Consider the following 26,033-nt stretch of genomic DNA (forward strand, 5'->3'; position numbering starts at 1 on the left):
TAAAGTGGAAGTGAACGCGCCGCAAGCGCTGTCAGGCCGCACTTCAGCGCCCCCTTCGGGCTACGCCGGGAGGGGGCTTCTTTTATACGGAAGGGGAGCTCTATGTTCTACTCGCTCAGAACCCGTCTATCCGCCACCTTTATCCTCGTATTCCTCGTTCCTTTCATTACGATGGTCGCCGTTTTCGCGCAAGTGTCCAATACCGTCATCGGCACGTCCATCGAGGAGTCGACCTCCCAGACGATGGACCAGTACGCCTCGTTCGTCAACACGCTGACGACGCAGGTCGAGGACGTCGCCAACCAGGTGCTCAGCAACGAAGTGACGCAGATGTGGATTACGGCCCAGCTCGACAAGAGCCTCCCCCAGGAGAAGCGGATCACGGCCGACGCCGAGCTGCGCAAATTTCTTTCTTCCATCGCCTTGAACCATTCCTCGATTTCCTCGATTACTCTTTTTAACGAGAACGGAACGGCCGTCGGTATTCGCGACAAAGCCTTTAACGACGATCCGTCGTTCCTGAACGGCGATTGGTATACGACCTTCAAGCGGGACGGCGTCCGCTGGGTTCCCGCCCATCTCGACCCGTACCAGCCCAACTATCTGGAGAAGGTCAGCATGAACAGCCTGCTCTACAACCTCGTGCAGCTCAGCTCGTTCCGCGACATCGGGGCGCTTAAGCTGAACGTGGAGACGACCAAGATCCAGACGCCGCTGGACAAAATCAAATTCGGCGAGACGGGACGCGTCTACCTCGTCGACATGGACGGGCATCCGGTGCTGGAGCAGCGCATCGACGAAGGGATGTCGGGATTCCTGCAGGAGATGGCGGGAATCGCCAGGGACAAGCATTCCGGGGGCAAGCTGACGGTCAAGCAGAACGGGGAAAGCCATCTGGTGCTGTACCGCAAAATCAAAAGCGCCAACTGGGCGCTCGTCGGAGAGGTCAAGGAATCGGAGCTGTTCGAGAAAATGAAGCGGGTGCAGCAGACGATGCTGGTCGTCGGAGCGCTGCTGCTGCTCTTGACGATCGTCGCCGCGTTCTGGCTGTCGTCGGGCATCGCCCGGCCGCTTACGCGGCTGGCCAGCTCGATGCGGCTCGTGGAGCGGGGCGACTTCGGCCGGGCGGAGGACGAGCCGCTCGCGCGCATGCCGATTCCGCGCAACGAGGTCGGGTACGTCGTGAAGGTGTTCCGCAACATGGTCCAGCGGCTGAGGTTTCTGATCGAGACGGAGTTCCAGGCCGACATGCGGCGCAAGGACGCGGAGTACAAGGCGCTGCTCATGCAGATCAATCCGCATTTCCTCTACAACACGCTGGAGGCGATCGGCAGCCTGTCCGCGCAGAAACGGAGCGAGGAGGTCATCGACGTGACGGAATGGCTGGGGCAGATGCTGCGCTATTCCTTGCGGGCGGACAGCGACGTCGTGAAGCTGAAGGACGAGATGCAGTACATCCGGGATTACGTGTCGATCATGAAGGTGCGCTTCGGCGACCGCATTCGCGTCGAGATCGGCGACTGTCCGGAGCTGGGGAATACGCCGATCGTCAAGTTTATTTTGCAGCCGCTCGTCGAGAACGCGATCAAGTTCAGCCAGGAAAATCCGGACGGAGCCTTCGTCAAAGTCGGGACGAGAAGGGACGGGGACGCGATCGAGATCGAAGTGTCCGACAACGGAACGGGCATGCCCGAGGAGCTGATCGAGGAGCTGCGCGAGGAGATGGCCCGCGGACGGATGACGGACGTGCTGAGCGCGGGAGGAAGGCGGATCGGGCTGCGCAACGTGCTGGCCAGATGCTGCCTGCATTACGGAGAGGGCTTCTCCGCGAATATCGAATCCTCGCCCCGCGCGGGGACGCGGATTGCGTTGAGACTGCCGGTTAAGGGGGAATAACGATGTATCGCGTATTGCTGGTCGACGACGAGCTGGAAATTCGCACCGGGCTGAAGCTGAAGATCGATTGGCCGGGGCTTGGCTATACGATAGCGGGGGAAGCGCAGGACGGGCGCGAGGCGCTGGCGCTGCTGGAAGCGGAAGCGCGCTGCGACTTGATTCTGACCGACATTCGCATGCCCGTTATGAGCGGCCTGGAGCTGCTGAAGCAGTGCGCGGAAAACTATCCGCGGACGAAGGTGGTCGTGCTGTCGGGGTACGACGATTTTCATTTCGTCAAGGCGGCGCTCCAATGCGGGGCGAAGGATTATTTGCTGAAGCCCGTCGTGCGAAGCGAGCTGACGGCGCTGCTCGTCAAGCTGCGCGAGGAGCTGGAGATCGAGCGGGCGGCGCTCGCTTCCGGGGACTCGGCCCGGCTCGCGCTGTCCGAAAGCCGTTCGGTGCTGCGCGAGCAGCTGCTGCTGGAGTGGATCGGCGGCGACGACGAGAGCCGCGTTCCCGCGCTGCAGAACGAGGCGAAGCGGCTCGCGATGGACGGCTGGCTGAACGACGGGGCCGTCCTGCAGATCGTCGGCGCGGAATATCGGCTGCCCGCGGGCCGGCTCGGGGAGCGGGCCGAAGGAAGCGGCCTGTTCCGCTCCGCCTTCCGCATGCTCTGCCGGGAGACGCTGGAGACGTTCGCCTGGTCCGATTCGGCGTTCGTATTCTGTCATCGCGGCTATCCCGGGATGGCGCACGCGATCGTCTCCTCCCCCAACGAGGAGGAGGCCGGCCGCCGGATGGAGGCGCTGGGCAAGCGGCTGCAGGCCAACGTGAACCGGTACCTGAAGGTCGAAGCCGTCATCGGAGTGGGCGAGCCGTTCCGGGGAACGGCCGGGCTGCGCCAAGGGTTTCTGTCGGCGCTGCTGGCCTGGAGCGAGAGCCGTCCCGGAGCCGTCTCCCAGATTGTAACCGCCGGAGAAGGACGGGAGGAGCTCGGAGATTGGCTTCCCGAAGCGGAGAAAAGGCTCGCCTCGGCGCTGGACAACGCCGATGCCGCGGCGTTCGCGGCCACGGTCGAAGCGGCAATCGCGGCGGACGGCCGTCCGATGCGGGACGTCGCGTTCTTCGTGCTGCGCGTCGTGCTGCTCGCCGATCAGGTCGCCCGGCGCCACCGTCTCGTGATCCCAGAGGCCCGGGAATGGCTGCTTGCGGACGCGGCGTGGCGGCACGGAGCCGGCGCGGAGGCGATCCCCTATCTGAACGGAATCGCCGCCCGCGTCATCGAGGGCATCCGCGCCTCCCGCACGACCGGCGGCGCGTCGGCGGTCGAAGCCGCGCGCGATTATATCGATCGCTCGTACATGAACGAGATCGGCCTGACGCAGCTGGCCGACCGGTTTCATCTGAACCCGACCTACTTGTCGGAGCTGTTCAAGAAAACGACCGGCTCGACGTTCAGCGATTACGTGACGCAGGTGCGCCTCGGCAAGGCGGCCGAGCTGCTCGGCGACCCGCAGATGCGTCTGGCCGACATCGCCGAGCTGGTCGGGTTCGCCAACGCGAGCTACCTGAGCAGCGTATTCAAGAAGCATTACGGCGTCAGCCCGAACGAATACCGCCAGCATATCGCCTCTCCCGCCGACCGATGATTTTATACGCCAACATCCGAAGCGGACGAATTCCGCCATTGCCACGCCGGATGCTAGCCTGTAGATGCAGCACAATCAACCGAAGGGTGAGGGTCCAATGAGAAAGAGTACGCTCCTGCTTTTATCCGTCATGCTGGCATTCGGTCTGGCCGCCTGTTCCTCGAATTCGAATTCGGGTTCCTCGGGTTCTCCGAGCGCTCCCGCGGGCTCGGGCACGGCATCGCAAGCTCCGGAAGAGGAGAAGGTTACGCTGACGTTCTGGCGGCACGACTACGCTCCGGAAGCGGCCGCGTTCGACAAGCTGATCGCTTCGTTCGAGGAGGCGCATCCGAACATCAAGGTCGACTTCCAGATGATCCCGAACGACCAGTACGAGACGAAGATCCGCACGGCTTTGGCCGGCGGCAACCCGCCGGACATTATGGCGCTCGACGCGCCGACGCTGGCCTCCTACGCCAATTCGGGCGCGATTATCCCGCTCGAGGATTATTTCGCCAAGGAGGGAGACAAGGACGACCTGCTGAAGCCGGTCATCGAAGGGCTGACCTTCGACGGCAAAATGTACGCGGCGCCGAACAACGAAGGCACGATCGTCATGTTCTACAACAAGAAGATGTTCGAGGAGAAAGGCATTCCCCTTCCTTCCAAAAACGTCGACGAGGCGTGGACGTGGGACCAGGTGCTGGACGCCGCCCGCAAGCTGAACGATCCGGCGAAGGGCGTCTACGGCTGGAACCCGACGCCGTGGGGCTTCGTGGGCCACGAGGGCGCTCCGTATTCCGAGATGGCGTTCCTCTGGCAGGCCGGCGCGGAAATCTTGAGTCCCGACGGCTCGACATCGAAGGGTTATCTGGATTCTCCCGAGGCGAAGAAAGCGATGACGTTCTGGAAATCGCTGTTCAACGAGGAGAAGGTAGCGCCGAAGGAGCTGCCGCAGGACGCCTTCTGGACCGGCAAGGTCGCGATCCATGTCGACGGTCCGTTCGCCTTCTCCTATCAGGAGCAAAATTTCCCGGACTTCAAGCTGGGCGAGGACTACGACGTCGCTCCGCTGTGGAAGGACCAGCGCATGATCGGCACGACGGGAAGCTGGGGCATGGCGATCACGTCCAAGTCCGAGCATCCGGACGAGGCGTGGGCGTTCGTGAACTGGGCGACGGGAGTCGAAGGGGCCAAGGTGTGGTACCAGGAGACGAAAAACCTGCCGGCACGTCAATCGACGTTCGACGCGTTCGCCGAGCTGAAGGAGTATCCGATGAACATCTACGCCGAGCAGCTGTCCAAATACGGCCATCCGCGCCCGGTCACTCCGGCTTACCCGGCGATCAGCGAGGCGATCCGCCTGCTGTTCGAGGACGTCGGCCTCGGCAACGGAGACGTCGACGAATCGCTGGCCAAGGCGGTCAAGAAAGTCGAGGACGGCTTGGCGATGCATAGGCAATAGGCAATAGGCAATGGGGAACAGGCTCGGCGAGAAAGCCGAGGCCTGAAAAGCGCTCCGGTGCGGCTCCAATTCCATAACGAAGACGGCAGGGGGAGCAGGGTTGCCAACATCCTTACTCCCCTTTGTCGTTCCGGCAAACGGCCGGAAACGCAACCGAAGAAGGAGGGACCGAAGTTGAGAAAGTCGGCCTACGCCGCGTTCGACAAGCAGGAATCCCGCGCCGCGCTGCTCTTTGTCGCGCCCGCGTTCATTCTGCTGGCCGTATTTATTTTCTACCCGATGCTCCGCGCGCTGCTGATCAGCTTCCAGAACTTTAACCTGATTTCCGCGCAGGCGTCGTTCGCGGGCTTTGCCAATTACGGCAAGCTGCTGCAGGACGAAACGTTCGGCGCGAGCCTGTGGCATTCGTTTTATTTCACTTTGGTCGTGCTGCCGGTGCAGACGGCGATCTCGCTGGGACTCGCGCTGCTCGTGCAGAAGAAATTCCGGGGAGTCGGCTTTTTCCGCACCATTTATTTTCTGCCCGTCGTCGTCTCCTTCGCGATCGCATCCACGGTGTTTCGCCTCATCTACAACAAGGATTACGGCATGCTGAACGTCATCCTGAAAGGGATCGGCCTGCCGACGCTCGACTTTCTGTCCAATCCGGACATCTCGATGCTGGGCATCATCGCGCTCTGCATCTGGCGGGCGATGGGCTTCGTCATGGTTATTTTCCTGGCGGGGCTGAACAATATTCCCGAGTCGCTGTACGAGGCGGCGCATGTGGACGGGGCGGGCGCGGCGCAACGATTTTTCCTCATTACGCTGCCGCTTCTCAAGCGAACGATGGCGTTCGTGGTCATCATCACGACAATGGACGCGCTGAAAATTTTCATCCCGATCTACATTACGACAAGCGGAGGTCCGGCGGGCTCGACGAGCACGGTCGTGCATTTTATCTACGAGACGGCGTTTAAGCAGATGAACATGGGCTACGCCGCCGCGGCCGCGTTCCTGTTCTTCTTTCTCGTCCTGATCATCTCCATCGTGCAGCTGCGGCTGTTCCGCACGGACGTCGAGTATTGACGCCGCATTCGATTCGCAAGGAGGGTTACCCGTATGAAAAATACCGCGTTCGTCTTCCTGAGGCTGACGGCGATGGCCGCGATCGCGCTTGTCTCGCTGTTTCCGATCTATTGGATGGTCATGAGCTCCTTCCGCACCCACGAGGAAATTTTCAAGTACGCGACGCTGAGCCCCGAGCTGTTCCTCCCGGTCAAATGGACGCTGCAAAATTACTGCGACATTTTCCTGGACCCTGGCAAGCCGTTCGGACGGTACATGCTGAATACGCTGCTGGTCGCCGCCGTCGTCACGACGCTAGGACTGATCGTGAACGCTTTGTCGGCTTTCGCCTTCGCGAAGCTGAGATTTCCGTTCAAGAGGCTGCTGCTGACGATTTTCCTGTCCTCGCTCGTCATTCCGTACGAGGTCATTATGGTTCCGCAATATTTGCTGATGCGCGATTTCGGCTGGATCAATTCGTACGCGGCGCTCATCGTGCCCCAGATCGTGTGGGTGTTCGGCATCTTCATGCTGATCCAGTTTTTCTCGGACGTTCCCCGGGACATTCTCGAGGCGGCCCGAATCGACGGCTCCGGGTGGACCCGGATTTTCGCCAAAATCGTACTGCCGACGGCCGTTCCGGCGCTTATTACGCTGGGGCTCATGACATTCCTGAACCAATGGGATTCGTTCCTCTGGCCGCTGGTCGTCATTAACGAAGAGAAGAAGCAGGTGATCCAGGTCGCGATCTCCTCGTTCCAGTCGCTGCGCAACATCTCGTGGGGCAAAATTTTGGCGGCGACGTCGATCAGCTCCGTGCCGATCTTGATCGTGTTTCTGTTCCTGCAAAAATATTACGTGCAAGGCATTACGATGTCCGGAGTGAAGGGGTGAAGGCGATGCTGCCGTTAGGGTTGGGCGAGAAAATCGGACTCCTCTGGCACGAGGGCGGGCGGTGGCGAGAGATTGCGCCGAGCGTCGCGCGGTACGAGGAGAACGGCGCGTTCTGGGCCGCGGACGCCGGCGTCGCGGAGCTCGAAGTTGAATGGGCATGGGAAAATGGGGAGGGAGCGGATTCTGTCGGACGGAGAACAGCCGCGGTGCAGGTGACGATCAAGCCGCCCGCAGGCGGAGACGGGACGCTGAAGTTTTCCGGAGCGCAGGTGTATTTCGTCAACGAATCCGGCCTGGCGTGCGTCTGGAAGCCGCATCTGTCGCCGCTCGAGGGCATGGTCGTCGGGGACAAGGCGTTCCGCTCCCCGGCGATCGTGTTCGAGGACGAGCGGACGATGGCGGCGCTTGTTCCCGATCTGGCGTCGATCGCGGGCGGGCGGGACGTGCCGCATGTGATGGACTATACCGTGCAGGATCGCCGGTTGACGTACGGGCTGTGCGAATACGAGGAGACGGGACACGTCTATCACGAGCTGAAGCCGCGTGAAGTCGAGCGGTCCGAACCCCTCCGTTTCCGATTTTACTTGGTGGAATGGGAGAAAACGGCCGGACAGCGGAAGCGGGACTTGCGCGCGGTCGAACGGTTTCTGTGGCAGAGGTTCGGATGCGGGAACATGCCGGTAGCTGCGGCGTCGAATGCCGTTCACCCGCCTGTCGGCGCGGTGAGCGGATTTGCGGTCGACGGGCCGGTGGTCGCAGAAGGCCAAAGCGGATCGGAGAGCGTGAAGGGCGGAGGTGAGCCGGCAGGTACAGGTGGCGCCGAGAGTGCGGGAGTTCGGCAAGGCAGCCCCGTCTTGGCAGAGTTCCCGGATGCGAGCCTGCTGCGTTCCCTGGAGCCCTATGCCGATTACGCTTACGGCTGGGCGTTGGACCGATGGAAGGACGTCGCTTGGCAGCAGTTCCGAATGCCGGACGGCACCGAGGTCGGAGGCGTCGTCTTTATCGTTTGCGCCCGGCAGAAGCCCGGCCTCGGCCGGGAAGAGGAATGGCGCGAGCCGAAAAGCCTATGGAACCAGGCCTGGTTTTGCAGCCTGCGATCGGCATACGGCTACGCGCTCCGGGGCAAGGAGCGGGGGCGCGCGGACTGGACGGAGAAGGCCGGGCTCGCGCTTAACTTCGCGCTGTCGGCCCCCCAGACGGACGGCTTGTTTCCCGGCTACTACCAGGCGGGAGAGGACGGGTGCTGGGAATCCGGCCGCTGGTACATGTCGGGGCCGCGCCGTCCCGCCGGGCACGAGGAGCACGTTCATCTGCTCGACGCCTCGTGGACGTGCTGGTGGCTGCTCAAGTGGTACCGGGACATTCGTGCGGACGAGCGGATTCTCCCGTTCGTGATGCGTTACGCGGAACGGCTTCTGAAGCTGCAAAGGGACGACGGGGGCTTTCCCGCCTGGGTTCGCGCGGACGGCTCGGGCACGTCTCCATTTCTGGCAGAAAGCCCGGAGACTTCCGCGCATGTCATGCTGCTCGGATTGCTGAACCGGCTGCGGCCGGACAAGAGATACGCCGCCTCCGCTCTCCGCGCGGCCCGCTTCGTCGCGGAGAACGTGATGCCGGAGGGGCGCTGGGAGGATTTCGAGACGTACTGGTCCTGCTCGAAGCAGTGGGAGGGCAAGCAGTTCGGCGAGAAGGACGCGCGGAGCGGCTTGTACAATCAGTGCAATTTCGGCATCTATTGGACGGCCGAAGCGATGAAGGAAGCTTATGCCTTGAGCGGGGACGCCGAATGGCTCGACCTCGGCGAACAGGCGCTGGCGGAGGCTTCGCTGTACCAGCAAATTTGGCAGGCTCCGTTTTTCCCCGTGCCGACGGTCGGAGGCTTCGGTGTCATGACCAGCGACGACGAATGGAACGACGCGCGGCAAAGCCTGTTTGCGCTGACGTATCTGGACTATTACCGGATGACCGGCGACGAGAGCTACCGGGCCCGCGCCGAGTGGGCGCTCCGGGCGTCGTTTTATATGATGTACTGCCCCGAGAACGCCGCAGCGAAAGCGATCTACGAGCGGGTCCATCCGCATTTCGACGAACGGGACTACGGTTTTCATATGGAGAACTTCAACCACCACGACGGCACGCCTGTCGACGGACTCGGGGAATTTACGATTTTCGACTGGGGCTGCGGGGCCGCGGCGGCTTCCCTGGCGGAGTTCAAGCGCGGATAAAAAAAGGAGGCTAGCGGCAACGGGCCGCTAGCCTCAAGTTTTATATATTTCAAAGGGGGGTCATGTATTTATAATAACCGCCGAACATGAAGGGAAGATGAAAGAAACATTACGTTCTCGTTACAAAGTGTTAGGCGAAGATTTCGGCGCGCACGGATAACGGAATCGAAATCTCCGCTCCGCCGGGCCGCGAAACCGAATTAGGTCACGGAGGCATGGCGTCGTTTCATCTCGAACATGGCATGGTCGGCCAAGTTGATCAGAGCCTGTCCGTCCTTGCCGTCCTCGGGGAAGAAGGCGGTCCCGACGCTCATGCCTACCGGAATCGTCCCGTATTTGGAAATATAACCGGCAAATCGGGCTTGCAGCTCCGCAATCCAATGCTGCAGCTCTTCCTTGGAGGGGGAGCGGCGAATAAACACGATGAATTCGTCCCCGCCCATACGCGCGGCCACGCCCCGATCCCCGACCGTTTCCTTCAAAATTTGCGCCGCCGCCTGCAGCGCCTCGTCGCCGGCCAGATGCCCGTAGTTGTCGTTCAACAGCTTCAGCTTGTCCAGATCGGCGAGCAGCAAGGCGACGGACTCCCCCCGGTCGGCCGCTTCCCGCAAAGCCTGATCCAATTGCTCGTGAAAATAGCGGCGGTTCGGCAGTCGGGTCAACGGGTCGTGATAGGCGAGAAACCGCACTTCTTCCTCGGACTCCTTTTGCGTCGTCATGTCGCGGAAGACAAGCAGCACGTGCTGCTCGTTGTCGACGAGCACGTAATCGACGCTGGCGAGCAGGACGAGACGCTTGCCGCGATGCCGGATTTCCGTCTCGTAGCGCTCGACCGTCCCGCCGGTCCGAATTCGCTCGACGAGGGTGCTGTCCAGCAAACCGTAAAACGTCGCGAACTCGAGCTGCAGGAAATCGAACAACCCTTTGGCCCCCGGATTGGCGTGCTTGATTTCCCGGTCCCGGCTCATCAGCAAAATCGCGTCCGGGTGCATATTGAACAGCTTCTCGAAGCGCTTGTCGTACAGGCTCAGAAAATCGTGTTTTCTCATCGTGCTGCGCAGGAAGTAACACCAGACGATGCCGCTGTACAAGTACGGATAGGGCGGCAAGCCGTCGCCGTAATTCACGTAGCCGAACAAGACATGCCATACGATCGCGATGACGACGCCTGCGAACAGCTGGTTGTAAATCGTTCGCTGCTCGGGGTGATTCGTCTTCGACTTGGCGATCGCCAGCACGAGCAAATACAAGAGATTGTTGGCGATGCTGACAGTCATGGCGATGTAGTAGCCCGAATTGTAGACGGGCAAGTTCCACAGCTCCGACGAGACGAATTGCTGCGCGGAAATCCATTTCCCGCCCGTCGCGACGTTCGCGACGACGAACGGAACCGGCAAATAAAAGACGTAAGGATACAGCCAGCGCGGCATGCGGGCGTCGAGCCGGGTCAGCTTGACCAGGAAATGCAGCCCGATGCCGGGAATCAGAATGCCCGCGCTGCTGAGCCAGATCGACGACAACAGCGGGCTGTACTCTACCGAAACCTGGTTGCGGACGTATTCTTCCGCGAACATCAGCAAATAGCAGGTCGAAATCAGGCTGAGCAAAACGTGCTCGACCCTCCTGCGGTTGCGAAGCCACACGTCGGCGGCCATATAAACGAAGAAAACGATGGGAACGCCGTGCGTGCCCAGCAAAATAAGAGCTTCTCTCAGGCTCATCCGATCACCGTGAGCTTTCTGTGCGCGGCTGCGCAGATTGTCTTTATTTTACCCTATTGTTGTCGGATTGTGTTCAATAATATCGTATAATCAGGTTCAACGGGTGTTCATCGAAAACGAATGCGAAGCAAGCGGGTGAAGGCATGTTCGAATTGTCTGGGTATCGGGTGACGGAAGCGATCGAAAGCGGCGGCGAGTTCGCGCTGTTTCGCGTGGAGCGGGCGGAGGACGGACGGCGGCTGCTGGCTAAAACCATTAACGGCTCCGAAGCGGAATCGGACGGCGCCGCGACGCTGTACAAGGAATACGAACGGCTGCTTCGTCTGAAAGGCAGAGGGGTCGTCGAGCCGGAAGGCGTCGAGTTCCAAGGAACCCGGCCGGTTCTGCTGCTGCCGGACAACGGGGAGACGACGCTGGAGCGGGAGCTGCGAACGGGGCGCGGCGCGAGGAAGCTGGAGGAGCTGCTGGAGAGGGCCGTCGCCATGGCGGACTGCCTTCGTCAGCTTCATCAAGCGGGGATGATGCTGCACGTTCTGGCTCCGTCTTCTTTTCTGCTCGGGGCATCGGGCGTTCGACTGCTCGATCTTCGGTACGCGTCGCCGATTCATGAGCCGGACGCGGCGGCGTCCTGGGCGGCAGGGAGAACGGATTGGGCGCTGCCCTATCTGTCTCCGGAGCAGACGGGGCGAACGGGACGGGCGCCCGATCTTCGCTCCGACCTGTACTCGCTTGGTGTTATTTTGTACGAATGGTTTACCGGCACGTATCCTTATCCTTCGGGCAGCGCGCTGGACCTTCTGTACCATCATCTGGCGGCGAATCCGGAGCCCGTATGGCAGAGAAACGCCTCGATTCCGAGAATGGTATCCGCCGTCGTCCAGAAGTGCATGGAGAAAATGCCGGAAGCCCGTTATGCCGGGGCATCCGGCATTCGGGCGGATCTGGAGGAATGCCTGCTGCAGCTGCGCGTGTCGGGCAAGGTCCAGCCGTTTCCGCTGGGCAAGCGCGACTATCCGCTGAGATGGTCGTCGGAAAACCTGGCAGCCGGACAGCCCTCGGTCGAGCCGTACGATCGCGAAGGGTTGAAGCGGACGTTAAGTCTCGTTCTCCAAGGGCGGACGGACGGCATCGACGAGCTTGCGGGCATTTTGCATTACAAAACGGGAGGAAATCCCGAGCGCCTGCGCGCGCTTCTGCAGGAAATCCTGAACCGCAAATGGATTGTCTACGAGGAGACGAGCCGAATGTGGACCTGGGACCGTCGGCAAATCGCGGATCTGGACGACGGCGAGCCGGCGGCCGATTCCGTCCGGGACGATGTGTCCCTCTTGCCGGAGCAGTCCCGAGGGATTCTTGCACGGGCGGCCATGCTGGGCAATCCATTCGGGCTGGACGAGCTGTATTCCGTCGCCGGTCTGCCGATGGACCGGTTGACGGACAGCCTGGACGACGCCGTCCGGCGAATGCTGATCCAGCCGCTTGGCGACGGACGGGACAAGTATCTCTTCCGGAACGATTCCGTTCGGACCGCTTTGCGCGAGGGCATCCCGGAATCGGAGCGTCCGGAGCTGCATAGGGAGATCGGCTGGATGCTGGCCCGGCGGACCGAGGCGGGGGCGGATTCCCGGCTGTTCGAGGCTCTGGATCATCTCAATCGGGCGGCGGACCGGATCGTGCGTTCGGACCGGAAGACGGAATGGATCGAATTGAACGTGCAAGCGGGCGAAGAGGCCGAACGGCAAAAATCGCGGGATTCCTCGCTCGCCTATTTGCGCCGGGCGACCGATTCTCTGGACGAGGAGGACTGGCGGAGAAACTTCCCGTTATGCTTCAGAGCGTTCCGGCTGCGCGCGGAAGCGGAGTTTCTGAGCTCCCGTTACGACAGGGCGGCTGAAACGGCCCAATTGCTGTTCGATAGAGCGGAATCGGACGCGGCCCGCGCGCAAGCGGGCTTGATGCTGATCCGCTGCGAATGGGCGTTGAACCGGACAAGCCGCGCGATGGCTTTCGTCGAGACGACGCTGCGTTTGCTGGACGTTCCTTTTCGCTTGCGGCCGGGGAGGCTCGAGTGGAAAAGGCTGGAGCTGCGGGTCGAGAGGAAGCTGAAGACGGCCGGCGCGGCCGCGCTCCAAGCTCTTCCCGCGATGACGGATTCGCGGCTGCGTTCCGCGATGTCCGCGCTCGCCTGCGCGGTCGAAGCCGGCGACGCCATCGCGCCGCGGGCCTGGCATTTCTCCGTTCTGACGATGATGGAGATGACGCTGGATCACGGTTGGACGCCCGCGGCCTGCATCGGCCTTGCCGGATACGCGCTGAGGCTCGAGGGCCAAGCGCGGCAGGAGGTCTTCCTGGAGGCGTGGGGAAGACGGATGCTCTCGCTGGCGGACGAAGAGCCGGGGCTGTTCGCGCGCGCCTCCGCTTTGTTGGCGCGCTCCGCCGCAGGAGGAAGCACATTCGCGCTCGGGGAACGGAGCGCGATGGCGGGCAAAGCCGTTCACGCGGCGCTGTCGGACGGACAAATGGGCTTGGCCAACCGGTGCCTGCTGATTTTTTGCCGGCTGCTGCTGCAAGCCGGGCATCCGCTGCGGGATGTGTACGCGAGACTGCTTCTTCACGCCGACCATTTTCGGCAAGAAAATTCGCGGAAGCATTGGCGGCAGGCGGCGGCGCTGGCCGGGCTCGCCTCCGGGCTTATCGGATACCGGGCCGCCTCCGATCCCTATGCGGACGCAGGGCCGAACGCCGGCGGGGAGGCTGCGGGAGCGGGCCGGGACGGCGACCGGGCATCGGAAGCTTACGCGTTTATGACCGATTACTTGACGGGGAACTATTCGCAGGCGCAAGCCGCGCTGGAGCAAGCGATCCGGTCAGAGCCTGCGGAATTGCCGGAGCTTTTCGATCCCGATTTCTACGGCGTTCTGCTGTGGAAAGAAACCTGCGGCCGGGGGAGCCGGAAGGAGAAAGCGGAAGCGGCTCGACAGATGCGGGCAAGCCTGGGGAGATTAAGAGAGAAGGCAAAGCGGCGGAGAGCGCCTCATCTGCATCGCTATTTGCTGGCGAAGGCGGAGCTCGCCAGCCTGAAGCCGGATCGCCGACGGGCGGATTACGGGTACGAACGGGCGATCGAGAAGGCGCGCGACGCCGGGTATGCGCTCGAGGCGGGCATCGCGGCGGAATGCTACGCCCGGTACGGAATTCTCACGGGCAGAGCCTCTTTGGCCAAAGTTTATTTGCTTGAAGCCTACGAGCGGTTTCAAGGCTGGGGCGCGGCGGCGAAAACGGGCGATATGGAGGAGAAGTACGGAAAATGGCTGCCCGTCAGGAAAGACGCCGGCCTGGAACGGGTCGACCATCTGTCGGTCATTTTATCCGCCCAGGCGTTGTCGAGCGAGATGGAAATGGGACGGCTGCTCCAGGTGCTGATGCATATCATGCTGCAAAACGCAGGAGCGGAGTCGGGCGCGCTGATCATCGATCGGGACGGACATTGGATCGTCGAAGCGCACGGCGCGATGGACGACGTTCGCATCGAACCGATTCCGTTGGAGGAAGCCGGAGAGGCGTATCCGTCCGACCTGATTCTCTACTCGGCCAGGACGCAGGAGGAAATCGTCGTTCAGGACGCGGCGGCGAGCGACTTGTTCGAACGGAGCGGCGATACGGTCCGACGGGGAATCCGCTCCGCGCTCTGCCTGCCCGTGCTGTACCGGAACAAGCTGATCGGACTTCTTTATTTGGAAAACAATCTGTCCACCGGCGTATTTACCGAAGAACGGCTCGACGTACTGAGGCTGCTGGCCTCGCAGTGCGCGATCGCTCTGACGAACGCCAGGCTGTTTTCCGGAATCCAGCATCTGACCAACCATCTGGAGGAACAGGTCGAGGAGCGGACGCGCCGCCTGGAGCAGTCGATGCTGGCGACCTCGGAGGCGCAGGCGGAAATGAAAATCTACGCCGAACGCAACCGGATCGCCCAGGAGATTCACGATATCGTCGGACATACGCTGACCTCCACCGTGCTCCAGATCGAAGCGGGCAAACGTCTGCTGCGGCGCGATTTGGATCGTTCGCTTGAACGTTTGAACGAAGCGCAGGGGCTTGTCAGGCACAGCTTAAACGAAATTCGCAATTCCGTTCATATGCTCAAGGAAGACAAATACTACGATCTGCAAGAAGCTCTGCAGAGATTGATTCAGGAGACGGAACGCAATGCCGGCGTAACGATCCGCGCTTCGATCGATCCGGCGCCGAGCGTATCCGCGCTGCATAAGAAAGTGATCTACCATGCGCTGCAGGAAGGGCTGACGAACGGCATCCGCCACGGCAAATGCGGAGAGTTTCGTTTTCTGCTGCGGGATCGCGGCTCCTGGCTGGAGTTCGAGCTGCAGGACGACGGGACGGGAACCGACGGGGTGGAAAAAGGATTCGGGTTGAATACGATGCACGAGCGCGTGCGTCAATTAAAGGGCGCGTTGTCGATCGACTCCGAGCCGAGCAAGGGCTGCTTGCTGCGGATTCAATTGCCTTATTGAAGCTATCGGCGAGTCGAGGAACGGCATTCATGCGAACGGAGGGGCAGAAAATGGACAAAATCAGCGTTGTCATTGCCGACGATCAGATGCTGACGAGGGAAGGCTTGCGGACGATTCTGGAGCTGGAGGAGGACATCGAGGTCGTCGGGCTCGCCATCAACGGCGAGGAAGCCTGCGAGCTGGCGGAGCGGCTGCAGCCGACGCTCGTGCTGCTCGATATTCAGATGCCGGTCATGGACGGTTTGACCGCGCTCAAGAGAATAAAGGAAAGCAGCCCGAATACGCGCATTCTGATTCTGACGACATTCGTCGAAGCGGATTATATCGTCGAAGGGATTGCGGGGGGCGCGAGCGGGTATATGCTCAAGGATATGGACGCCGACAAGATGATCGCTTCCATTCGGGACACGGTAGACGGACAGTTCGTGCTTCAAGCCTCCGTCGCCAATAAGCTGGCCGCGCGGATGAACCAGCTGTCCGGAGAGTACGGGCGGCGGCAGGGAGCCGAGGCGAGAAACGTCAAGCTGACGGAACGGGAAGAGGAGATCGCCGGTCTGATGGTCAGAGGGTTGAACAACCGCGAGATCGCGGAAGCGCTCGGCATCGCCGAAGGCACCGTTCGCAATTACATCAGCGCGATGTACGGCAAGATCGAGGCGATGGACCGGGCGCAAGCGATCATGAAGCTTAAAGAGCTGCTCGCTTCCGCCGGGCAGAGACCGATCGTTATCCGCCCGATGAGCGAATAGGAGCTCGGCGGCGCCGGCGGAACGGCAGGAGTCGGCGACGGTCGTGAAGAGGGCGCGAGGGCGGCGGGCAATAAGCAATCGGCATTCTCTGCGGCTGTACTGATGGAGGGACGAAGGGCGGCGCAAGCAAAAGCACGCAAGGCGGCTTGGCCCTGCGTGCTTTTTGCTTGCGTATGGTCGAGCCGCGGGGTTACTCGCGCTCCTGTTCGCGCATGCGCGTCATCTGCTGCCAGACGGAGCCGGCGGCTTCCTCGCCGCGTTCGATGCGCGCGACGGCCATCTCGGCCTGCAGGCGCACCTCGAACTCCGTCTCGCTGCCCGTTGTGCGCCGAAGCGCCTCCAGGGCCGTTTCGTCGCCGGCCTCGTACAGGAACCGCGCCGCGCGCCAGCGGACGAGCTTGTTGGCGTCCTCCAACGCGTCGATCATCGGCGCGATCGCGATCGGGTCGCCGATGTCGGACAGCGTGTCGCCCGCGGTCCGGCGAACGGAGCCGGAGGAGTCCCTAAGCGCTTCGAACAACAGCGGGAACGATTCGGGCGTACGCAGGTCGCCGAGGTAGACGACGGCAAGCCGCCGCACCGACATCTGGCTGTCCTTCAAGGCGCGGGCCACCACCGGCAAATCCTCCGGCTCCGGCTTAAGCCGCTCCAGCGCCGCGTACCGTTCGCGCCAGTCCTGGGAATCGAGCGCCTTCATCACCTCTTCGCCGCTGAGCGGAGCGGGCGGCTTCGGCGGGGGCGCCTCCGGTCCCGCCGCCTTGGCCTGCTCGATCAAGTCGCGCAGCCGGGCGTCGGGGTATGCCGCGTCCAGCTCCCGGCTCACCTCGTCCAGCACTTCCTGCGGCTCGCCGTAGCGTATGCCCAGATCCTCGAGCATCCGCTCGCGGATCATCGTCGCGCCGGCGGCTTCCGTCACGGCCGCCGAGAACCGCTCCGGCATCGCCGCGCGGAATTCCTGGCCGCCGCTGCGCACGCGGATCTGAATCGGAATGCCGCGGTACATCTGCACGCGGACATGCGCTTCGCCGAAGCCGGCCGCATCGGCGGCGCCGGACAGCGCGCCTTCGGCCGCCACGCCGAAGGCGGCCTTCACGCCCTCGAGAATCGCGGCCCAATCCGCATTGGCTCCCTTGCGGTCGATCGCCAGGAAATCCGTCGTCTGGAACACGCTTTTCACGCCGGGAATGTCCAGCAGCTTGGCGATCAGCGGCGGCGGGACCGGCTTCGAATCCTTGTTATAGTTCAATTGAACGCCGGGGTCGAGCCGAACATCCACGTTAAGCTTCATCGTATTCGGACTCGGGGTCGGCTCGATGGACAACAGTTTCATGACACTCGCCTCGCTTTCCTTTCCTACCTCCACAATACCGCAAAACTTCTCCGAATGCCAAAAAAACGGAAAGCCATAGCCGCTCATACGAGCCGGATCAATCAAACAATCCAGGCGAAGCTCACCCACATGGGGCAAATCACACAATCCAGGCAAAGCTCGCAAAAACCGGACAAATAACGCGCATGCACGTGCAATCTTTGGCGAATAAAGAGGAATATTTCCGTTTGGCGTAGAATTTTTCCCAACATAAACCATTCCGTTGTATGAAGGAGAGAAAGCATTGACCATCGCTCCGAACGTTCATCGCTCGGTTCGCACGCTAACGGCATTGTTAATCGCATCTGCTTTATTGACGGGGCTGCCGGAATCCGGGCGCGGCTCATCGGTTCCCCAGTACGAAGAGGCGCCGGGAAGCGATTACGGGGAGGTCGGGCCCGATCCTGCCGCCGTCCCTATTTCCAAGGAAGCCGCCATTCGTTTGGCGAAGGAGGCGCTGCCCCCTGTCGGCAACAGAAATCCGGACGACATCGGGCTGCTGTACCGAAGAACGGAGAAGGCTTTCCCGTCGATTCCGGTCTGGAAAGGCGCATGGGACATGCTGGACAAGGGGACGGTCGCGCTGGCGGAGATCGACGCAGTGACGGGCGATCTGCTTTCCTATGAAACCCGGTATCTCATGAACCCGATGAACGAGCCGAACTCCAGGTTCCCTGCGCGCATTACGAGGGACCGGGCGAAGGAGGCAGCGGAGGCTTTCGTCCGCAAAGCCGTTCCGTCCGTGCGCGATTTCGGATTAAAGGAGCTCGCCTTCACCCCGGACGAAGCTTTCGATTACGTTTATCCGCTGTTCGGCCCGGCACGCTATTCCTTCCGGTTCGGCTTAACGGTCAACGGATACGAAACGATCAATGTTCCGATTGCGGTCGTTCTGGACGCGGGCGGAAGCGTCAAAGCTTTTTCTTTTGCGGGCCATCCCGGACAGCCCGTCGCCAAGCGAGCCGCCGTGAAAGCGGAGGAGGCGAAGCGGATATGGGCGAACGGCTTTCGGATGCTGCCGCTGTACCGCAACGTCGCCGGCAGCTTCGGCGATTCCCCCGATTGGAAACTTACCTATGTCATGAATCGGACCTTTCTGAGCATCGACGCAATGAGCGGAGCTCCTGCCTGGTCGGATTCGTACGGCGATTCAAATATTGCCGCGCAGCGCTACGAAAGCCTTTTGCCGACGGATGCCTCGTTTGTTCCCCGAAGCGTCGATCTCAAACAAGCCGTACAATCGACAGCGGCGCTGGCGAATTTTCCGAGCGGCACGGAGTGGACGTCCGATAGCGAGACGAATGGCGGTCAACGGCGAACGTGGGAATTGAAGGGCGTCGATCCCGATGACAGAGAAGGCGGATATTATTCGTTGACGGTGGACGCGAAAACCGGACAAACGCTTGACTACGCCGATTACCGGTACTCCGGTAGCGATGCCGACGAGCGGTCCTCCGAGCCTCCGACGATTCAAGCCGCCGACGCCCGGAAGCTGGCGGAGCTGTGGCTGACTGAGCATATTCCCGATTTCTCGTCGCGATACAAGCTTGCCGTGCCGTTCGAAGCTGCCGCGTCCGGGCTTACGCTGGAATATCGGATGTTTCATCGCGGAATTCCGGTAGCAGGCCAAGATCTGTTCATCACGTTGAACGGCAGCGGCAAAATGACCAGATTAATACTCCCGCAGCGGCCGCCCGAAGCCAAGGCGTTGGACGCCCTGAAACCGACGTTGGACGCGGAGCAGGCAAAAAAGCGAATCGTCCGGCAAACGAAGCTTCTACCCTATTACGTACCGGACGAGAAAGAGCCGTCGACTTCCGGCACGACCGGTCCCGGCGAACGCCGGCTTGAGCTCCTTTACTTGGCGGCTCCGGCGAATCCCTATGAGCTCTACGTTTCGGATACGGTGGACGCCGTATCGGGGATCGTCGCGCCGTCGTACGCGGGCAAAGCCTTTACAGTCGGCGGCCCTCTGCCCGCGGACGCTCTTGCCCACCCGTCGAAAAAAGCTCTGCAAACGCTGTTCGATCACAGCGTGCTGCTGGCGGATTCGAAAGGCCAGCTGCTGCCGGACGCCGGGTTATCGCGGGGAGAATTTTTGAGAATGGTGCATAAAGGAATGACTTTTTCAAACATTCCCTATACCGGCGGGGGAGAGCGTTTTTTCTCCGATGTAGACGCGAAGCATCCGTACTACTTCGACGTCGATTATTTTATAGGTCGCAAATGGTTGACTCCCGACCGGAAAACCGCCCTTAAGCCCGACGATCCGCTGACCCGCGAGCAGATGGCCGTATGGTTGACCCGCGTAATGGGGAACGAGAAAATGGCGCTTGCGCTCGCCGAAGACCCGACGGTAACCCGCTTGCGGGATGCCGGAAAAATAAAGGACAAGGGAGCGGCGGCGGTCGCGCTGAAGTTCGGTTTGCTGAAGCCGACGGCAGGCGCCTTCAAGCCCGCCGAACGCGCGACGAGGGCGGAAGCCGCCGAAGCGCTGCTCAAGCTGGCCGAAATGCAAGAGAAGCTGGACAAGCCATTATGGTCATGGGGATACACGGGAGACGAATATCGCTGACGCCCGTCCGTTGAAGATCATGTCATGCAAGCGGTTCTCGGAGAGCCGGATTACGGGCGCCAATTTCGCCCTAACCTTGGTACATTTCGAAGTTTCCTGCTATAGTATACATGAGCACATCATCGGAGGGATTTCATGCTTAGAAGACGCTTCGGCAACTTGGACTCTGTCGGTGCGGGCAAAGCATCGCTGGATCAATTCGACCGTTGGCGTGAAAATCGGATTCGCAAACTGCGCGAAAGCAGAGGGTACGACAAATGCGTTCCCAGCGTGGAACCGGACCTGAGCTTTCTACAGCATAACCGCCGCGAGCCGTCCGTGACCTGGATCGGCCATTCGACCTTCCTCATTCAGATGTCGGGGTTGAACATCGTTACCGATCCCGTATGGGCGCGCAGAATGGCTTTTCGTAAACGGCTTTCCCCGCCCGGGATCGAATTGTCGGACATGCCGTCCGTGGACGTGGTGCTGATCTCCCACGCCCACTACGATCACCTTCACGTTTCCTCGCTCAGGAGACTGAGAGGACCGAAAAAAATGATCGTGCCGGCAGGTCTGCGCAAGAAGCTGCTGCTGAAGGGCTTCCTGCAAGCCCAGGAGCTGCACTGGTGGGAGGACACGTCCTTGCAGGGCGTGAGAATTACGTTCGTCCCGGCCCAACATTGGACTCGCCGCAATCCATGGGACATGAACACTTCCCATTGGGGCGGGTGGGTGCTGGAGATCGATCACGGGCCGACGGTTTATTTCGCCGGAGACAGCGGGTATTTCCGCGGCTTCAGCGAGATCGGGCGCAAGTTCGACATCGACGTGGCGCTGCTGCCGATCGGGGCGTACGATCCCGAATGGTTCATGTCGTCCCAGCATGTCAGTCCGGAAGAGGCGCTGCAGGCGTTCCTGGATTTGAAGGCGAAGTATTTCGTGCCGATGCATTACGGCGCTTTTAAGCTTTCGGACGATACTCCCGAAGACGCCTTGCAGCGGCTGGAGGCGGGAAGAGCCGAGCTGGGCATTCCGGAGGAGAAACTGCTCCTGCTGCATCACGGCGAGACGCTGCGTTTTGAAAGCATAAAACCAGAATAAGAAAAGGATGGATCAGACTCATGATTACCGTATCCGGCGTTAGTCTGCGTTTTGGCAAACGCCCCCTGTTTGAAGATGTCAACATCAAGTTTACGCCCGGCAACTGCTACGGCTTGATCGGCGCGAACGGAGCGGGCAAGTCCACGTTCCTGAAAATCCTGTCCGGAGACGTCGAGGCTTCCTCCGGCGAGGTGCACATTACCCCGGGAGAGCGTCTGGCGGTCCTGAAGCAGAACCATTTCGAGTACGACGAGTTCAACGTGCTGGAGACGGTCATCATGGGCCACGAGCGTCTATACAAGGTAATGAAAGAGAAAGACGCAATCTATATGAAGGAAGATTTCTCGGACGAAGACGGCATGCGCGCCGGAGAGCTGGAAGCGGAATTCGCCGAGATGAACGGCTGGGAGGCCGAGAGCGAAGCGGCAGGCATGCTGAACGGCCTGGGGATTACGAGCGAGCTGCACGACAAGAAAATGGCGGAGCTGAGCGGCAACGAGAAGGTGCGCGTCCTGCTGGCGCAGGCGCTGTTCGGCAACCCGAACATTTTGCTGCTCGACGAGCCTACCAACCACTTGGACCTGGAATCGATCAACTGGCTGGAAGAGTTTCTGTCGCGTTATGAAGGCACCGTTATCGTCGTCTCTCACGACCGTCACTTCCTGAACCAGGTTTGTACGCATATCGCGGACATCGACTTCGGCAAAATCCAGATGTACGTCGGCAACTACGACTTCTGGTACGAGTCCAGCCAGCTGGCTCTGAGGCTCGTTCGCGACCAGAACAAGAAGAAGGAAGACAAGATCAAGGAATTGCAAGAGTTCATCCAGCGCTTCTCGGCGAACAAGTCCAAGGCGAAGCAGGCGACGAGCCGCCGCAAGCTGCTCGACAAAATCTCGCTGGACGACATCCGTCCTTCGAACCGCAAATACCCGTTCATCAACTTCAAGCCGGAGCGCGAGGTCGGCAAGCAGGTCGTCACGGTCGAGAACGTCACGGCGTCCCTGGACGGGGAGAAGGTGCTGAACAACGTCAATATCGTCGTCAACAAGGGCGACAAAATCGCGCTCGTCGGCCCTTACGGCCATGCGAAAACGCTGCTGTTCCAAATTCTCGTCGGCGAGAAGGAGCCGGAAGAAGGCACGGTTACTTGGGGCGTTACGGCGACGAAAGCGTACTTCCCCAAGGAGAACTCCGATTACTTCGAAGGCGTGGACATGAATCTCGTCGAATGGCTGCGCCAGTACACGAAGGACCCGGACGAATCGTTCATCCGCGGCTTCCTCGGGCGGATGCTGTTCTCGGGAGACGAGGCGCTTAAAAAAGCTTCGGTATTGTCCGGGGGCGAGAAGGTGCGCTGCATGCTGTCCCGGATGATGCTGACGAACGGCAACGTGCTGCTGCTCGACGAGCCGACGAACCACTTGGACCTCGAGTCGATTACGGCGCTGAACAACGGGCTGATTGACTTCGACGGACCGATCATCTTTACGTCGCATGACCATCAGTTCATGCAGACGATCGCCAACCGGATCATCGAGATTACGCCGAACGGCATCATCGACCGCTTGATGACGTTCGACGAATATCTCGAGCATCCGGAAGTGCAGGAGCTTCGCGCGAAGCTGATTCCGCCCGAGGACAGAAAATAATTGGCAAGGGGCTGTCTCCCAAGTAGCTTGGGAGATAGCTCCTTTTTGCAAGAGGAGCGGCTCTGGTCCGTTGTCGGACGCGAAGTCGGGTTTTAACCCGCGGACCGAAGGGAACACTGGGGCGATGAACCCGGAGTGAAGCGCCTCGCGCCAACGCCGCAAGGAGGGAACGGAAGTGGACGTATACGGCGATATTCGCAAGGGAGAAAAGGGCGCCTGGATCAGCATAGCGGCTTACCTCGTGCTGTCGTCCTTAAAGCTGGCGGCGGGGTGGCTGTTTCATTCCGAGGCGCTGACCGCGGACGGCTTTAATAACGCCACCGACATCGTCGCTTCCGTCGCCGTGCTCGTCGGCCTGCGCATCTCCCGCCGCCCGCCGGACGCCAATCACCCTTACGGGCACCTGAGAGCGGAGACGATCGCCGCCCTGATCGCCTCGTTCATTATGGCGACCGTCGGCCTGCAGGTCGGTCAGGCGGCGGTGCTCAAGCTGTGGCGCGGCGAGTTTGGCGTCCCCGATCTGAACGCGGGATGGATCGCCCTGGCCGCGGCTGCCGCCATGCTGGCGGTATACGGCTATAATGCCCGATTGGCCAAGAGCATTCGAAGTCAGGCGCTGATGGCGGCGGCCAAGGACAATCTCTCGGACGCTTTCGTCAGCGTGGGAGCCGCCGCGGGCATTTTCGGAGCGGCGCTCGGGGTCGCCTGGCTGGACGCCGTGGCCGCGATCGTCGTGGCGCTGCTCATTTTGAAGACCGCCTGGGAAATTTTCTGGTCGGCGACGCGCGACCTGACCGACGGCTTCGACGCGAAGCAGCTAAGGACGCTGAGAGGCATCGTCGAGCGGACCGAGGGCGTGCGCGGGATTAAGGATATTCGCGCCCGGATTCACGGCAGCACGGTTCTCGTCGACGTCATCGTCACCGTGGATCCGACGCTGTCGGTCGTCGACAGCCACCGGATCAGCGATACGGTCGAACAGCGTCTGCGGCGCAAGCACGATATTTTGAACGTGCATGTGCACGTCGAGCCGGAAGAGAGTCTGCTGTGACCCTGTTTTCCTGCACAAAACCGGGACGATTTCCTGAATGTTCCTGGGACTATTGAAGCTGCATTCTCCTTTTTATTCCTCCCGAAGCCGCATTTTTTGCCGGAACGCCGCCATTTGGCGGCTTTTTTATTGTTGGCAGGTCCTAATAAATTGGTAAGTTCGGGGAAATTGTCGTGCCCGGCCCCGCGCCGCTGGCGCTCTTGCGGTCCCCGGTCCCACGGAAGTCTGCACCCGTCTGCCCAGTCGGGGCCCGGCCGCTGGGCGTAAGGGCCGATGGAAGGCATTGGGCGCACCTCTATAATGAAGCAAGTGAGGGCATTTTGTCCTTAATGCCGAAATTGGAGGAGGACTGCATCATGAAGTTTAAACGAACGTTGACGGGTCTCTTGGCGGCAGTTACGGTATGGAGCTCTTATCCCTATTCCGAGACGGGAGCGGCGGCGATAACGACGGGCACCATCCAGTACGGAGTGAACTTCCGGACGGCTCCGAGCACTTCGTCGCAGGTGGTCCGCATGATTGGGAAAGGCGAGGAAGTGGTCGTTCTCGGCCAGCACAGCAGCGCATGGTATCAAGTTCAGGACGTGTTCGGCACGATCGGCTACATATCGACGGACAGCAAGTATTTGAAGATCAACGCCTCGGCGCCGGTCTCGCCCGGAGGAAACGAAGCGGCCGGGGGAGAGAACGCCAGCATTGTGGCCAGCGTTTCCTTCCGCACCGGTCCTTCGACCGGAGCTTCCCGGATCAGGTACCTGTCCAAGGGCGAGCAGGTAACAGTGACGGGAAAATATAACTCTTACTGGTACGAGGTAAAGGATGCCAAAGGCCAGACCGGCTACGTGAGCACCGATGCCAAGTATATCCGCGTAACGGGAGCGATCGGCGGACCGTCCCAGCCGAATCCGCCGGCGAACGGATCGGCCGGAGAGATCGAATCGGTGATCGCGGCCGGGATGAAGTATTTGGGCACGCCGTACGAATACGGCTCCAGCAGAAGCAATACGAGCACGTTCGACTGCTCGGATCTCATTCGCCAGATGTTCAAGGATGCGCTCGGCATCGTCCTTCCGGCGGATTCCCGCGGGCAGGGGGCTTACGTCCTCGACAAGGGCTCCGTAACGACGGATTGGCGGCAGCTGAAGCGCGGCGATCTGATGTTTTTCATGGATTACAAAGGGACAAGCGCTTCGCTCTATACGGGGAAAAAGCCGTTCTCGAGCAAGATCAGCCACGCGGCGATTTATCTGGGAGACGGCAAAGTGCTGCACACCTATTCCAAGGAGTCGGGCGGCGTCCGTACTGACAGCATCGCGGGCAAGCATTGGGAGTACCGTTTCCTCTACGGAGGCAGCGCGCTGTAAGAGCGGACGCGGGGCGTCTCCATTGCGAAAGGGAAGGCTTTGTCGGCTTCGATAGCCGGCAGGGCTTTTCTTTTTTTTCTATAGACTGACCAATTCGCATACACGTAACGGTCAGGGAGACCGCTACGCAGGCCAATTCGGTCAACTGCCCGCTTTTAACGGTCTGACAGACCGTTACGCAAGCCCATTCGAGCAACTGCCCGCTTTAGCGGTCTGACAGGCCGTTACGCAGGCAAATTCGATCAACTGCCCGCTTTTAACGGTCTGACAGACCGTTACGCAAGCCCATTCGAGCAACTGCCCGCATTTAGTGGTCTGACAGACCGCTACGCAGGCCAATTCGGGCATCTGCCCGCTTTTAACGGTCTGACAGGCACTAGCCATGCAAAAAAGCTAACATCCAACACCCACCACAAAGCCGGATTTATAATTTTAATCATTTGTTCAATATTTTTACAATGGGTGTTTGATGACATGAACCAAAAGGAGAGCCGCCTCTTAAACGTGGCATCGTTTTCCTTTTTGTGGAATTTTCTATTTTAGTTTCGTTATCGGCTCATCCACTTTTTCAACACAGGCATGGGCTCTCGAGGCTTTTGCAGTCGTTGCCTACCTTTCGACTTTCGCGTCGGCAACCTCTGCATCGCCCTCACCATCTCCTTCCATGGGTGAGTCGCATACATCCGAATCAGCTGAAGTATGTCCCACGTCGTTTTGTTCGTCTTCGCTTGCAGTCGAACCCATGTGCACAGGGCAAACGCAATAAGCGCGAGATAGAGCTGATTCCAAATACCTTGCGG

15 protein-coding genes are annotated in these 26,033 nt (G+C 60.6%); 13 read left to right on the forward strand and 2 right to left on the reverse strand.

Features of this window, described 5'->3' with window-relative positions; genetic code table 11:
* Positions 1-102: 102 nt before the first annotated feature.
* The 6 genes from ACFFT4_RS35295 (at position 103) to ACFFT4_RS35320 (ending at position 9,137) form a co-directional block, all read left to right on the forward strand.
* The gene (locus tag ACFFT4_RS35295; RefSeq protein WP_378054634.1) at positions 103-1,896 is read left to right on the forward strand and encodes a cache domain-containing sensor histidine kinase; all 1,794 of its coding nucleotides are present in this window, start codon (positions 103-105) and stop codon (positions 1,894-1,896) included.
* 2 nt (positions 1,897-1,898) lie between these two features.
* Positions 1,899-3,527 carry a response regulator gene (locus tag ACFFT4_RS35300; RefSeq protein WP_378054636.1) on the forward strand — a complete coding sequence of 543 codons (1,629 nt, stop codon included), beginning with the start codon at positions 1,899-1,901 and terminating at the stop codon, positions 3,525-3,527.
* Positions 3,528-3,624: 97 nt separating this feature from the next.
* A complete protein-coding gene (locus tag ACFFT4_RS35305; protein ID WP_378054639.1) occupies positions 3,625-4,971 on the forward strand; it encodes an ABC transporter substrate-binding protein in 1,347 nt (448 codons plus the stop codon).
* 174 nt (positions 4,972-5,145) lie between these two features.
* Positions 5,146-6,039 carry a carbohydrate ABC transporter permease gene (locus ACFFT4_RS35310; RefSeq protein WP_378054641.1) on the forward strand — a complete coding sequence of 298 codons (894 nt, stop codon included), beginning with the start codon at positions 5,146-5,148 and terminating at the stop codon, positions 6,037-6,039.
* Between the two features lie 33 nt (positions 6,040-6,072).
* A complete protein-coding gene (locus ACFFT4_RS35315; RefSeq protein WP_378054643.1) occupies positions 6,073-6,912 on the forward strand; it encodes a carbohydrate ABC transporter permease in 840 nt (279 codons plus the stop codon).
* A complete protein-coding gene (locus ACFFT4_RS35320) occupies positions 6,909-9,137 on the forward strand; it encodes a hypothetical protein (RefSeq protein WP_378054645.1) in 2,229 nt (742 codons plus the stop codon). The genes ACFFT4_RS35315 and ACFFT4_RS35320 overlap by 4 nt, the downstream gene beginning before the upstream one ends.
* A 200-nt stretch (positions 9,138-9,337) precedes the next feature.
* Here the strand turns inward: ACFFT4_RS35320 and ACFFT4_RS35325 are convergent, their stop codons facing one another.
* Positions 9,338-10,858, reverse strand: coding sequence for a GGDEF domain-containing protein (locus tag ACFFT4_RS35325; RefSeq protein WP_378054647.1), 1,521 nt, complete (start codon positions 10,856-10,858; stop codon positions 9,338-9,340).
* A 143-nt stretch (positions 10,859-11,001) separates the two neighbouring features.
* On the opposite strand from ACFFT4_RS35325, the gene ACFFT4_RS35330 reads away from it, so the two are divergent.
* A complete protein-coding gene (locus ACFFT4_RS35330) occupies positions 11,002-15,390 on the forward strand; it encodes a histidine kinase (protein WP_378054649.1) in 4,389 nt (1,462 codons plus the stop codon).
* A 50-nt stretch (positions 15,391-15,440) separates the two neighbouring features.
* Positions 15,441-16,139, forward strand: coding sequence for a response regulator (locus ACFFT4_RS35335; RefSeq protein ID WP_378054651.1), 699 nt, complete (start codon positions 15,441-15,443; stop codon positions 16,137-16,139).
* 190 nt (positions 16,140-16,329) lie between these two features.
* Here the strand turns inward: ACFFT4_RS35335 and ACFFT4_RS35340 are convergent, their stop codons facing one another.
* On the reverse strand, positions 16,330-17,469 hold the full coding sequence (locus ACFFT4_RS35340; protein ID WP_378054653.1) for a virulence factor: 1,140 nt from the start codon (positions 17,467-17,469) through the stop codon (positions 16,330-16,332).
* 283 nt (positions 17,470-17,752) lie between these two features.
* Between ACFFT4_RS35340 and ACFFT4_RS35345 the strand changes: the two genes are divergently transcribed.
* From ACFFT4_RS35345 to ACFFT4_RS35365, 5 genes are all read left to right on the forward strand, one after another.
* The gene (locus tag ACFFT4_RS35345) at positions 17,753-20,083 is read left to right on the forward strand and encodes a PepSY domain-containing protein (RefSeq protein WP_378054655.1); all 2,331 of its coding nucleotides are present in this window, start codon (positions 17,753-17,755) and stop codon (positions 20,081-20,083) included.
* 135 nt (positions 20,084-20,218) lie between these two features.
* Positions 20,219-21,166 (forward strand): MBL fold metallo-hydrolase, encoded by a 948-nt coding sequence (locus ACFFT4_RS35350; RefSeq protein ID WP_378054657.1) that lies wholly within the window; start codon positions 20,219-20,221, stop codon positions 21,164-21,166.
* A 20-nt stretch (positions 21,167-21,186) separates the two neighbouring features.
* A complete protein-coding gene (locus tag ACFFT4_RS35355) occupies positions 21,187-22,818 on the forward strand; it encodes an ABC-F family ATP-binding cassette domain-containing protein (RefSeq protein WP_378054659.1) in 1,632 nt (543 codons plus the stop codon).
* A 175-nt stretch (positions 22,819-22,993) separates the two neighbouring features.
* Entirely contained in the window at positions 22,994-23,869 is an 876-nt protein-coding gene (locus ACFFT4_RS35360; protein ID WP_378054661.1) for a cation diffusion facilitator family transporter, read from the forward strand.
* Positions 23,870-24,225: 356 nt separating this feature from the next.
* Positions 24,226-25,233, forward strand: coding sequence for a C40 family peptidase (locus tag ACFFT4_RS35365; RefSeq protein ID WP_378054663.1), 1,008 nt, complete (start codon positions 24,226-24,228; stop codon positions 25,231-25,233).
* Positions 25,234-26,033: the final 800 nt, after the last annotated feature.

Origin of the sequence: Cohnella cellulosilytica, assembly GCF_042431195.1 — a bacterium.
In the GTDB taxonomy this organism is placed as follows: Bacteria; Bacillota; Bacilli; order Paenibacillales; family Paenibacillaceae; genus Cohnella; species Cohnella cellulosilytica.